Here is a 14218-nt window from a genome sequence, read left to right as displayed (position 1 = left end):
TCTAAAACGCTTTGGTTATTTTGCGGGTGGGTTGTTTTTGTTGTTTAAGTCACAGCGTTTGCTGGGGTGGCGGCCCGCCGGGGCCTCCGGGGCGGGGCGGGCCTCTTTCGTCGCCATCCCCCGAAAGGGTCAACTCGCGCCCCTCATACGCATACCGGACTGTGCCTCCCATCGGGTGAAACCGGGCGGCGGTCCTCGTGGGGACTGACCGGTTCACTCACGATCATGACTGAAACTCGCTCACTTCAAGGTTGGGCGACAGCCGACAGTCGGAGGTACGCCGGTGAGTACGCAGCACGACCCAGGACCAGCCAACGAGGGCATGTTCCGGACGAAGACGGTCGAACAGTCGATCCGTGACACCGAGGAGCCGGAGCACGAGCTCAAGAAGTCCCTCTCCGCCCTCGACCTGACGGTCTTCGGCGTCGGTGTCATCATCGGCACCGGCATCTTCGTCCTGACGGGCAAGGTGGCCAAGGAGACGGCAGGCCCCGCGACTGCCCTCGCCTTCGTCGCCGCCGGCATCGTCTGCGCCCTCGCCGCGCTCTGCTACGCCGAGTTCGCCTCCACCGTGCCGGTGGCCGGATCGGCGTACACCTTCTCGTACGCCTCGCTCGGCGAGCTCGTCGCCTGGACGATCGGCTGGGACCTGGTCCTCGAATTCGCGCTCGGCACGGCGGTGGTGGCGGTCGGCTGGTCGGGCTACGTCCGCTCGCTGATGGACAACGTCGGCTGGGGGATGCCCGAGGCGCTGTCCGGACCGGAGGCGGCGGACGGGTTCGGCTTCGACCTGCTGGCGTTCGTCCTGGTGCTGCTGCTGACGGCCATCCTGGTGGTCGGCGTGAAGCTGTCCGCCCGCGTCACCGCCGTCGTGGTCGCCATCAAGGTGACCGTGGTCCTCATCGTGATCATCGCCGGTTCCTTCTTCATCAAGGCCGACAACTACTCGCCCTTCATCCCCGACGCCGTCACCCCGCCCGCCGGCTCGGGCTGGGACGCGCCGCTGGTCCAGCTGATGTTCGGTTACGAGCCCACGAACTTCGGCGTCATGGGCATCTTCACCGCCGCCTCGGTCGTCTTCTTCGCCTTCATCGGCTTCGACGTGGTGGCCACCGCCGCCGAGGAGACCAAGCTCCCGCAGCGCGACATGCCGCGCGGCATCCTCGGCTCGCTGCTCATCTGCACCGTGCTGTACGTGGCCGTGTCGCTCGTGGTCACCGGCATGCAGCACTACAGCGAACTGTCGGTGAGCGCCCCGCTCGCCGACGCGTTCAAGGCCACCGGGCACCCCTTCTACGCCGGCACCATCAGCTTCGGCGCCGCGGTCGGCCTCACCACGGTGTGCATGATCCTGCTGCTCGGGCAGACCCGGGTGTTCTTCGCGATGAGCCGCGACGGGCTGCTCCCGCGCTTCTTCTCCGTCACGCACCCCAAGTTCCGGACCCCGTACCGCCCGACGATCCTGCTCGGCGTGGTCATCGCGATCATCGCGGGCTTCACCAGCCTGGAGGAGCTCGCGACGCTGGTGAACATCGGCACCCTCTTCGCGTTCGTCGTCGTCGCCCTCGGCGTGATCGTCCTGCGCCGGACGCGGCCCGACCTGCACCGGGCCTTCCGCACCCCGCTGGTGCCGCTGGTGCCGATCCTCTCCGTGGCCGCCTCGCTCTGGCTGATGCTCAACCTGCCCGCCGAGACCTGGCTGCGGTTCGGCATCTGGATGGCGCTGGGGTACGTGGTGTACTTCGCGTACGGCCGCAGGCACAGCCGCCTCGGACGCGAGGGCGCGGACGCCACGTACTAGGCGTGATCAAGCCACTTCCGCCCGGCGGGGTTCCGTCGGCACGGCTCCGGCTCCGTATGTCCCGGTTCGGTAGGGACTGCGGAGCCGGATAACTTGACTCGCATGCTCACGCGGCCGCCGTTGCCCTCACCGTCCGTGTCCGCGCCGGTCCTGCCCCGTCCGAGGCGGGCCACCGGCGCCCGGACCGCCGCGCCCCGCTTCTGGCGGAGCCTGCTGCCCGCCCTGGCGCTGCTGGCCCTCGTCACCCGGCTGCCCTCCTTCCGGCTCCCCCTGTGGAACCCGGACGAGGGCTATCTCGCCGTACAGGCCCGGATACTGGCCGACGGGGGAGTGCTCTACGACACGGTCGTGGACCGCAAACCGCCCCTGCTGCCCTGGCTCTACGAGAGCGCCTTCGCGGTCTTCGGCGACCAGTCGCTGCTGCCGCTCCAGCTCTGCGCGGTCGCCGCACAACTGCTGACCGCCGCCCTGCTCGCCTCGCTCGCCCGCCGCCGCTGGGGCGACGCGGCGGGCCGCACGGCGGGCGTCCTGCACCTGCTCGTGTCCGTCGGGCTGAACCCGGAGGACGCCCAGGCGGCGAACTTCGAGGTCTTCATACTGCCCTTCACGGTCGCGGCCGTGTGGTGCGCCGACCGCGGCCGGTGGTGCGGGGCGGGCGTGGCGGTCGCGGCGGCGTTCCTGACGAAGCAGACGGGCGGCGCGGTCCTCGCCCCGGTCCTGTGGCTGCTGTGGCACAACGCGCCGGCCCGCAGCGCCCTCCTCCGTACGGCCTTCGGCTTCTGCCTGCCGGTGCTGTACGCCGCGATGCTCACCGGGCCGCACCGCTTCCTCTTCTGGACGGTCACCGGTTCGGGGACGTACGCCTCCTTCACCGGCTCCGAACTGCACGTGCTCTCCCGGGGACTGGCGAACACCCTGATCCTGCTCTTCGCCTGCGCCGGGCTCGTCCCGCCGGTCCTGTGGGCGCGGCGGACCGCCAGGACCGGCGCGGGCGACCTGTGGGTGTGGCTGCTCGGCGCGGTCGCGGCCGTGGTTCTCGGGTTCCACTTCTTCGGCCACTACTACCTCCAGCTGGTGCCGCCGATCGTGCTGCTGGCCGCGGGCGCGCTCCACGTCCTCCCGGCGCGCCGGTCGACCGTCGCCCTGCTCACCACGGCGGCCGCCTGCGCGGTGTTCCTGGCGTGGGGGCTGCTGGCCCCGCGCCCGGAACTCGCGCACGTGCGGAAGGTGGCGCAGGCGGTGAAGACGCGGACCGAGCCCCGGGACCGGGTCCTGGTCTGGGGAATGCACCCCGAGGCGTACTGGCTGGCCGACCGGGCCCCGGCGAGCCGCTACCTCACGGCCGGCCTGCTCACCAACTACAGCGGCGGTCGCGACGGCCCGCAGGTCGGCGAGAAGTACGCGATGCCGGGCGCCTGGCCCGTCTTCCGCGGCGAGATGGCGGCGCGGCCCCCCGCCCTGATCGTCGACGACTCGCGCGGCAAGCCCTTCGCCCCCGAACGGCTGCCGACGCTGCGCCGGCTGCTGGCCGGCTCGTACGAGGAGGTGACGACGGTCGACGGGGCGGTGTTCTACGTGCGTTCCCCCTCCGCGCCGCCCGGCTGAGGCCGCACGGTCCGCGGCCCCGCGCAGGCGGCTCCGTACGCCTCCACGCGCCGCCGCAGCTCCCGGTCGGCGGTGACGACCAGCACGGACGTGCCCCGGCCCGTCTCCTCGGCGACCACCTCGACGATGCGGTCGTCGCCGCTGCCGGGCGCGGAGTCGACCCGTACGCCCGGCACGGAGGCGACGCCGCGGGCGGCGCCCTCGACGACGAGGAGCACGGAAAGGGGGCCGGGACGGCCGGGAAGGCCCTCTTCGGCGTACGTCCGCAGGTGGTCGCGCAGCCGCTCGGCGGCTCCGCGGCGGTCGCGCCACCAGCCGTCGGGCACGGATCCGACGACGTTCGCGGCGTCCACGACGACGAGAGTTCTCATACCATCCTCATAGCACGAGCGTTGCGGGCGAGGCGGTCGCCACCAGCCAAAACGCTATGCTTGTTCGATATTACGGAGACCCGAGAAGCCGATGCACAGAAGGTTGGCCTGACGCCATGAGGCCGCGGAGCGCGCGTAAGACCGAGCGAATTCCCCCGTCCCCGTCGGGTCCCCCGCCCGCGACCGGCCCGGAGACCAGCCGCTGGCTCCTCCGCGGCAGGGACCACCGGCTCACCGCCTACGCCCCCGCCGAGGGCGGCCTGCTGCGCTGGACCGAGACAGCCCCGGGCGGCCCCGGCTGGACGGGGCCGCAGTTCTTCCCGGCCCCCGGCATCGCGCACCTCACCTTCGCTCAGGGACCCGACGGCTACGTGCACTTCGTCGGCCGCCGGCGCAAGGGCGACGCCGTCGACCTCGTGCACGCGATCCAGTACCAGACCGGCCGGCCGCTGACCGCCTGGCACTCCCTCGGCAACCCGTACAAGACGGCCGAGCGCGGGCTCAAGGTGGGCGTCCCGGCCGCCACCGTGGACGCCGCCGGCTCGCTGTACGTGTTCGTCCGCAACGCCGGGCGCGGGGTCCAGATGCGCCGTCAGGCCGCGAACGGCAAGTGGGAGGGCTGGAAGGACCTGCGCGGCAGCAAGGCGCACGACGGCCCCACGGCGGTCGCCACGACGTCCGGCACCGTGGAACTGCTGGTTCCCGCGGAGGGCGGCGTGCTGCGCTGGACGCAGGAGAAGCCCGCCGGCGAACTGACGCGGGCCGACGATGTCCCGCTCGTACCGGTGGTCGGCACCGTCACCGGCCTGGAGACCGCCGAGGACCGCGTCACGTACTACTGGAACGACGCGGACGCCAAGGGGATCACCGCCCTGCGCCCCGGCGAGGAGCCCGTCTCCCTCTCGGGCACACCGGGGGACAGCCCGCCCGCCGCCGTGCGGGCCGTGGTCGGCGGCCACGACTGCACGGTCCTGGCCCACCGGGGCGGCGACGGCCGGCCCGTGCTGGCGGCCTGCGTGACGCACGCCGAGGGCGACGGCGTGTGGTGGACCGCCACGGGAGAGGAGTGCCTCGGCGCGCCGGCGCTGGCGGTCGACGCGGCTGGCCGCGTGGTCCTCGCGGTGATCGGCCGCGACGGCGCCCTGCACGTGGCCCGTCAGAAGCCGGAGGAGGAGGGGCTGGCCCTGGCGGCCTGGTCCCGCGTCTGAGACGCCAGGACACCGACGCGAAGTGCCCGGCACACCAGGTGGTGTGCCGGGCACTCGTGCGTACGCCGGAGGTTACGCGGGGACGCTCGCGACGCCCTGCGGCAGGAACTTCTTGCCGTTCACGCGCTCCGAGTAGCCCTCACGGTCCAGGTACGGCGTGATGCCGCCCAGGTGGAAGGGCCAGCCCGCGCCGGTGATCAGGCAGAGGTCGATGTCCTGCGCCTCGGCGACGACACCCTCCTGGAGCATGAGCCCGATCTCCTGCGCCACGGCCTCCATGACGCGGGTGCGGACCTGCTCCTCCGTCAGGACGGTGTCGCCCTGCTTGAGGAGGGCGGCGACCTCGGGGTCCAGCTCGGGCTTGCCCGAGTCGTAGACGTAGAAGCCGCGCTTGCCGGCCTTGACCACGGCGGCCAGGTTCGGCGACACCGTGAAGCGCTCCGGGAAGGCGCGGTTCAGGGTCTCCGAGACGTGCAGACCGATGGCCGGGCCGACCAGTTCGAGCAGCACCAGCGGGGACATCGGCAGACCGAGCGGCTCGACGGCCTTCTCGGCGACCTCGACCGGGGTGCCCTCGTCGATGGTGTTCTGGATCTCGCCCATGAAGCGGGTGAGGATGCGGTTCACCACGAACGCCGGGGCGTCCTTGCAGAGCACGGCGGTCTTCTTGAGCTTGCGCGCGACACCGAAGGCCGTGGCCAGCGAGGCGTCGTCGGTCTGCTCGCCGCGCACGATCTCCAGGAGCGGCAGGATCGCGACCGGGTTGAAGAAGTGGAAGCCGACGACCCGCTCGGGGTGCTTCAGCTTCGACGCCATCTCGGAGACGGACAGCGAGGAGGTGTTGGTGGCGAGGATCGCGTGCGCCGGGGCGACTGCCTCGACCTCCGCGAACACCTGCTGCTTGACGCCCATCTCCTCGAAGACGGCCTCGATGATGAAGTCGGCGTCGGAGAAGCCCTCGGCCTTGTCCAGCACACCGGAGACCAGGCCTTTGAGGCGGTTGGCCTTGTCCTGGTTGACGCGGCCCTTGCCGAGCAGCTTGTCGATCTCGGCGTGGACGTAGCCCACGCCCTTGTCGACGCGCTCCTGGTCGATGTCGGTCAGGACGACCGGCACCTCGAGGCGGCGCAGGAACAGCAGCGCGAGCTGCGAGGCCATCAGACCGGCGCCGACGACGCCGACCTTGGTGACCGGACGCGCCAGCGACTTGTCCGGCGCACCGGCCGGACGCTTCGCGCGCTTCTGGACGAGGTTGAAGGCGTAGATGCCGCTGCGCAGCTCGCCGCCCATGATGAGGTCCGCGAGGGCGGTGTCCTCGGCGTCGAAGCCGGCGCCCAGGTCGCCGTCCTTCGCCGCCGCGATGATCTCCAGGGCGCGGTACGCCGCGGGGGCCGCGCCGTGCACCTTGGAGTCGGCGATCGCCCTGCCGCGCGCCACGGCCTGGTCCCAGGCCTCGCCGCGGTCGATCTCCGGCCGTACGACCTGGAGCTCGCCGCGCAGCACGGACGCCGTCCAGATCAGCGACTGCTCCAGGAAGTCCGCGCCCTCGAAGATCGCGTCGGCGATCCCGAGCTCGAAGACCTGCTTGCCCTTGAGCTGCTTGTTCTGGTTGAGCGAGTTCTCGATGATGACCGAAACCGCGCGGTCGGCGCCGATCAGGTTCGGCAGCAGCGCGCAGCCGCCCCAGCCCGGAACCAGGCCGAGGAAGACCTCGGGCAGCGAGAACGCGGGGAGCGCGGCCGAGACCGTGCGGTAGGTGCAGTGCAGGCCGACCTCGACGCCGCCGCCCATCGCCGCGCCGTTGTAGTACGCGAAGGTGGGGACCGCGAGGCCGGACAGGCGGCGGAAGACGTCGTGACCGCCCTTGCCGATCGCCAGCGCGTCCTCGTGGCGCTTCAGCAGCTCGACGCCCTTGAGGTCGGCGCCGACGGCGAAGATGAACGGCTTGCCGGTGAGGCCGACACCGACGATGGAGCCCTCGGCGGCCTCCTTCTCGACCTGGTCGATCGCCGTGTTCAGGTTGGCGAGCGACTGCGGGCCGAAGGTGGTCGGCTTGGTGTGGTCGAAGCCGTTGTCCAGCGTGATCAGCGCGAACCGGCCCGCGCCCTGGGGCAGTTCGAAGTGCCGTACGTGGGCGCTGGTGACGACCTCGTCCGGGAACAGCTCGGCCGCCCCCTTCAAAAGCTCAACGGTGGTGCTCACTTGCTGCCTCCGGCGTCCTTGTGGTTCGGGTTCTCCCAGATCACGGTGGCGCCCATGCCGAAGCCGACGCACATCGTGGTGAGGCCGTAGCGGACCTCAGGCTGCTCCTCGAACTGGCGGGCCAGCTGCGTCATCAGACGCACGCCGGAGGAGGCCAGCGGGTGGCCGTAGGCGATCGCGCCGCCGTACTGGTTGACGCGGGCGTCGTCGTCGGCGATGCCGTAGTGCTCGAGGAAGGCGAGCACCTGGACGGCGAACGCCTCGTTGATCTCGAAGAGGTTGATGTCCTCGATCGACAGACCGGCCTTGGCCAGCGCCTTCTCGGTCGCCGGGATCGGGCCGTAGCCCATGACCTCGGGCTCCACGCCGGCGAAGGCGTACGAGACGAGGCGCATCTTCACCGGGAGGTCGTGCTCGCGGGCGAAGTCCTCGGAGGCGAGGATCGACGCGGTGGCGCCGTCGTTGAGACCGGCCGCGTTGCCCGCGGTGACGTTGCCGTGGACGCGGAACGGCGTCTTCAGGTTCGCCAGCGACTCCAGCGTGGTGCCTGGGCGCATCGGCTCGTCGGCCGTCACCAGGCCCCAGCCGGTCTCGCCGGCCTCCGCGTTGGTGCGCCGCACCGAGACCGGCACCAGGTCGGCCTGGATCTTGCCGTCGGCGTACGCCTTGGCGGCCTTCTCCTGCGAGCGCACGGCGTACTCGTCGGCGCGCCGCTTGGTGATGCTCGGGTAGCGGTCGTGCAGGTTCTCGGCGGTCATGCCCATGAACAGGGCGGACTCGTCGACGAGCTTCTCCGACACGAAGCGCGGGTTCGGGTCGACGCCCTCACCCATGGGGTGGCGGCCCATGTGCTCGACACCGCCCGCGATGACGGCGTCGTACGCGCCGAAGGCGATGGAACCGGCCAGCGAGGTCACGGACGTCAGGGCGCCGGCGCACATGCGGTCGATGGAGTAGCCCGGGACGGACTGCGGCAGACCGGCGAGGATGCCGGCCGTACGGCCGAGGGTCAGGCCCTGGTCACCGATCTGCGTGGTCGCGGCGATGGCGACCTCGTCGATCTTCGCGGGGTCGAGGCCGGGGTTGCGGCGCAGCAGCTCCCGGATGGCCTTCACGACGAGATCGTCGGCGCGGGTCTCGTGGTAGATGCCCTTCGGGCCCGCCTTGCCGAACGGGGTGCGGACGCCGTCGACGAAGACGACATCCCTGACGGTACGAGGCACGATTGGCTCTCCTCCAGGGTGCGGGGTGGCACTGCTGCACGTGGGGCACGCCGCGTGGGCGTGCCGCGTACCGCCATGCTACTTGCGGGTAACCAAGCTGCCCACCCCCCACGGCGGGAGCGGCGAACGTCACACGCGGAAGCCCCCGGCCGAGGACGGCCGGGGGCTGGGCTCCGGGGGCTTCCGGGGACGCTCAGGTCGCCGCCGTCACGGTCAGCGCCGTGGTCAGCAGGGGCGACACGAGCTCCACCTGCCACGGGCGCGCCCCGTACGACGCCAGCGCCCCGGCCACCGCCTCCGCCGTCGCGTCCTGCGGCGGCTCCCAGCAGACCCGGCGCACGGTGTCCGGGGTGATCAGGTTCTCCTGCGGCATGTTCAGCTCCTCCGCGAGCGCGGAGACGGCCGCCCGCGCGGCCGAGAGGCGAGCCGCCGCGGCCGGGTCCTTGTCCGCCCAGGAACGCGGCGGGGGCGGACCGGTCACGGCCGCTCCCGGCTGCGGAAGCTCGGAGTCCGGCAGCGCCCTGGCCCGGTCGACCGTGGCCTGCCACTGCTCCAGCTGCCGCCGTCCCATGCGGTGGCCGAAACCGGGCAGGGCGGACAGCGCCTGGACGTTCAGCGGCACGGCCAGCGCCGCCTCGACGATGGCGGTGTCGCTCAGCACCTTGCCGGGCGACACGTCACGCCGCTGCGCGATGCGGTCCCGCGCGTTCCACAGCTCCCGCACGATGGCCATCTGCCGGCGGCGGCGCACCTTGTGCATGCCGGACGTACGGCGCCACGGGTCCTTGCGCGGCGGCGCGGGCGGCGCCGACGCGATGGCGTCGAACTCCTGGCGGGCCCATTCCAGCTTCCCCTGCCGGTCGAGCTCCTTCTCCAGCGCGTCGCGCAGGTCGACGAGCAGCTCGACGTCCAGCGCGGCGTACCGCAGCCAGGGCTCGGGCAGCGGGCGGGTGGACCAGTCGACGGCGGAGTGCCCCTTCTCCAGGGCGTACCCGAGGACGGACTCGACCATCGCGCCGAGGCCGACGCGGGGGAAGCCCGCGAGCCGGCCCGCCAGCTCGGTGTCGAAGAGCCGGGTGGGCACCATGCCTATTTCGCGCAGGCACGGAAGGTCCTGCGTGGCGGCGTGGAGGATCCACTCGCTGCCCGCGAGGGCTTCCCCCAGGGCGGAGAGGTCGGGGCAGCCGACCGGGTCGATCAGCGCGCTGCCGGCGCCTTCGCGGCGCAGCTGCACGAGGTACGCCCGCTGTCCGTACCGGTAGCCGGACGCCCGCTCGGCGTCGACGGCCACGGGCCCGGTGCCGCGGGCGAAGGCCGCGACGACCTCGTCGAGGGCCTCCTGGGTGGCCACCACCGGCGGAATGCCTTCGCGAGGCTCCAGCAAGGGAATCGGCGCCGTATCGACGTCGTCCGGGGGGGCGCCCCCGGGGTTTCGCAGGTCTGGCTCTGCTGCGGTCTCTTGGGCGTCGGTCACGTGTAAAGGGTATCCGCACGAGCGAACGCCTGACCTGCACTCGTCCGCGAAGACCCGGGTGACCTGCGAGAACCAGCCCCGGCGCGATGTCGTCCGAATGTGCCTTTTCCGGGCGCGGCGCATGGACGCGCCCGCCGGCGGAACGTTCCGTCGGCGGGCGCGGGAGGGAGTGGAATCGGTCAGTGGATGATTCCGGTCCGCAGGGCCACCGCGACCATCCCGGCACGGTCGCCCGTGCCGAGCTTGCGCGCGATGCGGGCGAGGTGGCTCTTGACGGTCAGGGCGGAGAGGCCCATCGAGACGCCGATCGCCTTGTTGGACTGTCCTTCGGCGACCAGTCTGAGCACCTCGACCTCGCGGCCGGAGAGCTCTCGGTAACCGCCCGGGTGGCTCGGGGCGCCCGGGGGGCGGCGGTGCATGCGGGCTGCCGCGGCGCCGATGGGGGCGGCGCCGGGGCGGGTGGGGTGCCCGATGTTGTTGCGCGTACCGGTGACGACGTAGCCCTTGACGCCGCCCGCGAGGGCGTTGCGTACGGCGCCGATGTCGTCGGCGGCGGAGAGGGCGAGCCCGTTGGGCCAGCCCGCCGCGCGGGTTTCGGAGAGCAGGGTCAGCCCGGAACCGTCGGGCAGGTGGACGTCGGCAACGCAGATGTCGCGCGGACTGCCGACGCGGGGGCGTGCCTCCGCGATGGACGACGCTTCGATGACGTCTCGTACTCCAAGGGCCCACAGATGGCGGGTGACGGTGGAACGGACGCGCGGGTCGGCCACGACGACCATGGCCGTCGGCTTGTTAGGGCGGTAGGCGACCAGGCTTGCGGGCTGCTCGAGGAGAACGGACACCAGGCCTCCTGGGGGAGTGGCGGAACTCGCCGGCTCGGGGTGAAGCCGGGGGGGAACCGTGCTGAAGGGTCATCAACCTCTTCGGCAGCAGTGCCGCTCTCCTTTAGGGAAAGATCACGATTTGGTGAGTAACAATTCGGGCAATTCGGACGCACGCTCGATCATGTGATGAGTAGCCGGTCAGAGAACACGAAAGAGGGCGCGCCACCCGGGCACGCCCTCCGTGTCACCTGCTACGGCGCCTGCGGCCCCCGCCGCTGCGGGAGCGACACCACGCCGGCCTCCACCGGGTTCGGCCCGTGACCGCTCACCGGAGGCAGCCCGGCGATCTGCGCCAGCAGGTCGCACCAGGCTGTTAGGTGCGCCGCCGTGTCCGGCACCCCGCCACGCCCCTCGCGCGGCGTCCACGACGCCCTGATCTCGATCTGCGTGGCGGGCCTGCGCTCGGCCAGCCCGCCGAAGTAGTGCGAACCGGCCCGCGTCACCGTGCCGCTCGCCTCCGCGTACGACAGGCCGCGCGCCTCCAGCGCGCCGGTCAGCCAGGACCAGCTCACGTCGGGCAGCAGCGGGTCGGCCGCCATCTCCGGCTCCAGTTCCGCCCGTACCAGCGTCACCAGGCGGAACGTTCCGTGCCACGCCTCGTGGCCCGCCGGGTCGTGCAGCAGCACCAGCCGCCCGTCCGCCAGGTCCTCGTCGCCGTGCACCACCGCCGCCTCCAGCGCGTACGCGTACGGGGCCAGTCTCTGCGGCGGGCGGGTCGGGTCCACCTCCACCTCGGGGCGCAGGCGCGCCGAGCACAGGGCCTCGACCGCCTGACGGAACGCGGGCGGTGCGGAGTCGTCCCCCGCGCCGCCCCTGTCGTCAGCATCATCCGAAAGTCGTCCCTGCGCCGGAGCCATGCGGGGAAGCGTAGGCGGAACGCGCCCTCCGCGCAGGGAAGGACACCCGCCCCGCGACAACCGCTTCGGCCCGCGTGCGAAGATTTGGGCGTGAGTGCCAATGACCGCCGCCCCGTGGGCAGCCCGCAGAGCCAGACGTACGACTCGGCCTTCCTCAAGGCGTGCAGGCGCGAGCCGGTGCCGCACACGCCGGTCTGGTTCATGCGGCAGGCGGGGCGCTCCCTGCCGGAGTACCTGAAGGTGCGCGAGGGCATCCCGATGCTCGACTCCTGCATGCGGCCCGAGCTGGTCACCGAGATCACGCTCCAGCCCGTGCGCCGCCACGGCGTCGACGCCGCCATCTTCTTCAGCGACATCGTGGTGCCGCTGAAGGCCATCGGGATCGACCTGGACATCAAGCCGGGCATCGGCCCCGTGATCGCGGATCCGATCCGCACCCGGGCCGACCTCGCCCGCCTGCGGGACCTCACGCCGGAGGACGTCACGTACGTCACTGAGGCGATCGGGATGCTCACGCGGGAACTCGGGTCCACTCCGCTCATCGGATTCGCGGGCGCGCCTTTCACTCTCGCGAGTTACCTCGTGGAGGGCGGCCCCTCGCGCAACCACGAGCACACCAAGGCCCTCATGTACGGCGACCCGCAGCTGTGGGCGGACCTCCTCGACCGGCTCGCGGAGATCACCGGCGCGTTCCTGAAGGTCCAGATCGAGGCCGGCGCGTCCGCCGTGCAGCTCTTCGACTCCTGGGTCGGCGCGATCGCCCCCGCCGACTACACCCGTTCCGTGATGCCCGCCTCGGCGAAGGTCTTCGACGCGGTGGCGTCGTACGGCGTGCCGCGCATCCACTTCGGCGTCGGCACCGGCGAACTGCTCGGACTGATGGGCGAGGCCGGCGCGGACGTCGTCGGCGTCGACTGGCGCGTCCCGATGGACGAGGCGGCGCGGCGCGTCGGCCCCGGCAAGGCGCTCCAGGGCAACCTCGACCCCGCCGTCCTGTTCTCGACCCCGGACGCCGTCATGGCGAAGACGGACGAGGTGCTGGCCGCGGCGGCCGGGCTGGAGGGCCACATCTTCAACCTGGGCCACGGCGTCCTGCCGACGACGGACCCCGACGCCCTGACCCGCCTCACGGACTACGTCCACACGCGGACCGCGGCGCGCTAGCGGCCGGCCCGCGGGGTCCGTCCCCCGGCGGGCGCCGCCCGGCTACGCGCCGGCCTCCCGGACCGCCGTCACCGCCTTGCGGGCGGCCACCAGCACCGGATCCCACACCGGGGAGAAGGGCGGCGCGTAGCCCAGGTCCAGCGCGGTCATCTGCTCCACCGTCATCCGGGCGGTCAGGGCGACCGCCGCGACGTCGACCCGCTTGCCCGCACCCTCGCGCCCGACGATCTGGACGCCCAGCAGCCGCCCCGTGCGCCGCTCCGCGATCATCTTCACCGTCATCGGCGACGCGCCCGGGTAGTACCCGGCGCGGCTCGTCGATTCGATCGTCGCCGTCACGTACCGGAGGCCCTGCGCCCGCGCGTCCTTCTCCCGCAGGCCGGTCCTGGCGATCTCCAGGTCGCACACCTTGCTGACCGCCGTTCCGACGACTCCGGGGAACGTCGCGTAGCCGCCTGCCGCGTTCGAGCCGATCACCTGGCCGTGCTTGTTCGCGTGCGTGCCGAGCGGGATGTGGCGCCGCCCGCCCGACACGAGGTCGAGCACCTCGACGCAGTCGCCGCCCGCCCAGATGTCGTCGTGGCCCACGACGCGCATCGACAGGTCGGTGACCAGCCCGCCGTACGACCCGACCGGCAGACCCGCCTCCCGCGCCAGCGCGGTCTCGGGTTCGACCCCGATGCCCAGCACCACCACGTCCGCCGCACAGGTGTCCCCGTCCGTGGCGACCGCCCGGACACGGCCGTCGTCGCCGGTGCGGATCCCGGTCACCTCGGTGTTCGCGACGGTGGTGATGCCCATGCCGTTCATCGCGTCGTGCACCAGGCGGCCCATGTCCGGGTCGAGCGTCGACATCGGCTGCTCGCCCCGGTTCAGGACGGTCACCTCGTACCCGCGGGCGACCAGCGCCTCCGCCATCTCCACGCCGATGTAGCCGGCCCCGACGACGACCGCGCGCCGCCCCCGCGTCCGCTCCAGGGTGTCCATCAGCGCCTGGCCGTCGCCGAGGGTCTGCACGCCGTGCACCCCCGGCGCGTCGATGCCGGGCAGGGGCGGGCGCACCGGCCGGGCGCCCGTCGCCACCACCAGCTTGTCGTAGCCGGTCCACGACGCGTCGCCCGACGCCAGATCGCGGGTACGCACCCGGCGCCCGGCCACGTCGATGGCGGTGACCTCCGTGCGCGTCCGCAGGTCGATGTCACGCGCGCGGTGCTCCTCGGGCGTACGGGCGATGAGCTCGTCCCGGTCCCCGACGGCGCCGCCGACCCAGTACGGGATGCCGCAGGCCGAGTACGACGTGAAGTCGCCGCGCTCGAAGGCGACGATCTCCAATTCCCCCGGGCCCTTGAGCCTGCGGGCCTGCGACGCGGCGGACATGCCCCCCCCGCCGCCCCCCGAGCACCCCCCGATCGCAGCCCCGCGCCACCCT

The 14218-nt window shown here is 72.3% G+C and carries 11 protein-coding genes; 4 read left to right on the top strand and 7 right to left on the bottom strand.

Annotated elements, in window-relative coordinates; genetic code table 11:
- Positions 1-322: 322 nt before the first annotated feature.
- Together ACWGH0_RS33445 and ACWGH0_RS33440 are read left to right on the top strand one after the other, a co-directional pair.
- Positions 323-1801 (top strand): amino acid permease, encoded by a 1479-nt coding sequence (locus ACWGH0_RS33445; protein ID WP_453408033.1) that lies wholly within the window; start codon positions 323-325, stop codon positions 1799-1801.
- Between the two features lie 102 nt (positions 1802-1903).
- Positions 1904-3406 (top strand): glycosyltransferase family 39 protein, encoded by a 1503-nt coding sequence (locus ACWGH0_RS33440; protein ID WP_453408031.1) that lies wholly within the window; start codon positions 1904-1906, stop codon positions 3404-3406.
- Here the strand turns inward: ACWGH0_RS33440 and ACWGH0_RS33435 are convergent.
- Positions 3373-3777 (bottom strand): NTP pyrophosphohydrolase, encoded by a 405-nt coding sequence (locus tag ACWGH0_RS33435; RefSeq protein WP_453408030.1) that lies wholly within the window; start codon positions 3775-3777, stop codon positions 3373-3375. The two genes, ACWGH0_RS33440 and ACWGH0_RS33435, sit on opposite strands and share 34 nt — an antisense overlap.
- Positions 3778-3893: 116 nt before the next feature.
- On the opposite strand from ACWGH0_RS33435, the gene ACWGH0_RS33430 reads away from it, so the two are divergent.
- Entirely contained in the window at positions 3894-4985 is a 1092-nt protein-coding gene (locus tag ACWGH0_RS33430) for a hypothetical protein (RefSeq protein ID WP_453408029.1), read from the top strand.
- Positions 4986-5057: 72 nt separating this feature from the next.
- Here the strand turns inward: ACWGH0_RS33430 and ACWGH0_RS33425 are convergent, their stop codons facing one another.
- From ACWGH0_RS33425 to ACWGH0_RS33405, 5 genes are all read right to left on the bottom strand, one after another.
- On the bottom strand, positions 5058-7187 hold the full coding sequence (locus ACWGH0_RS33425; RefSeq protein ID WP_453408028.1) for a 3-hydroxyacyl-CoA dehydrogenase NAD-binding domain-containing protein: 2130 nt from the start codon (positions 7185-7187) through the stop codon (positions 5058-5060).
- Positions 7184-8410 (bottom strand): thiolase family protein, encoded by a 1227-nt coding sequence (locus tag ACWGH0_RS33420; RefSeq protein ID WP_453408027.1) that lies wholly within the window; start codon positions 8408-8410, stop codon positions 7184-7186. The genes ACWGH0_RS33425 and ACWGH0_RS33420 overlap by 4 nt, the downstream gene beginning before the upstream one ends.
- Before the next feature lie 193 nt (positions 8411-8603).
- Entirely contained in the window at positions 8604-9884 is a 1281-nt protein-coding gene (locus tag ACWGH0_RS33415) for an HRDC domain-containing protein (RefSeq protein WP_453408026.1), read from the bottom strand.
- A 179-nt stretch (positions 9885-10063) separates the two neighbouring features.
- Positions 10064-10726, bottom strand: coding sequence for a helix-turn-helix transcriptional regulator (locus tag ACWGH0_RS33410; protein ID WP_028813689.1), 663 nt, complete (start codon positions 10724-10726; stop codon positions 10064-10066).
- 233 nt (positions 10727-10959) lie between these two features.
- Positions 10960-11625, bottom strand: coding sequence for a DUF3000 domain-containing protein (locus tag ACWGH0_RS33405; RefSeq protein WP_453408025.1), 666 nt, complete (start codon positions 11623-11625; stop codon positions 10960-10962).
- A gap of 90 nt (positions 11626-11715) precedes the next feature.
- On the opposite strand from ACWGH0_RS33405, the gene hemE reads away from it, so the two are divergent.
- Positions 11716-12789, top strand: coding sequence for a uroporphyrinogen decarboxylase (gene hemE, locus ACWGH0_RS33400; RefSeq protein WP_453408024.1), 1074 nt, complete (start codon positions 11716-11718; stop codon positions 12787-12789).
- Between the two features lie 42 nt (positions 12790-12831).
- Here hemE and ACWGH0_RS33395 read toward each other — a convergent pair whose 3' ends face one another.
- A complete protein-coding gene (locus tag ACWGH0_RS33395; protein WP_453408032.1) occupies positions 12832-14199 on the bottom strand; it encodes an FAD-dependent oxidoreductase in 1368 nt (455 codons plus the stop codon).
- Positions 14200-14218: the final 19 nt, after the last annotated feature.

The sequence above is a fragment of the Streptomyces sp. NPDC054887 genome (genome assembly GCF_053610585.1).
This window is presented reverse-complemented; position numbering and strand designations above follow the sequence as displayed.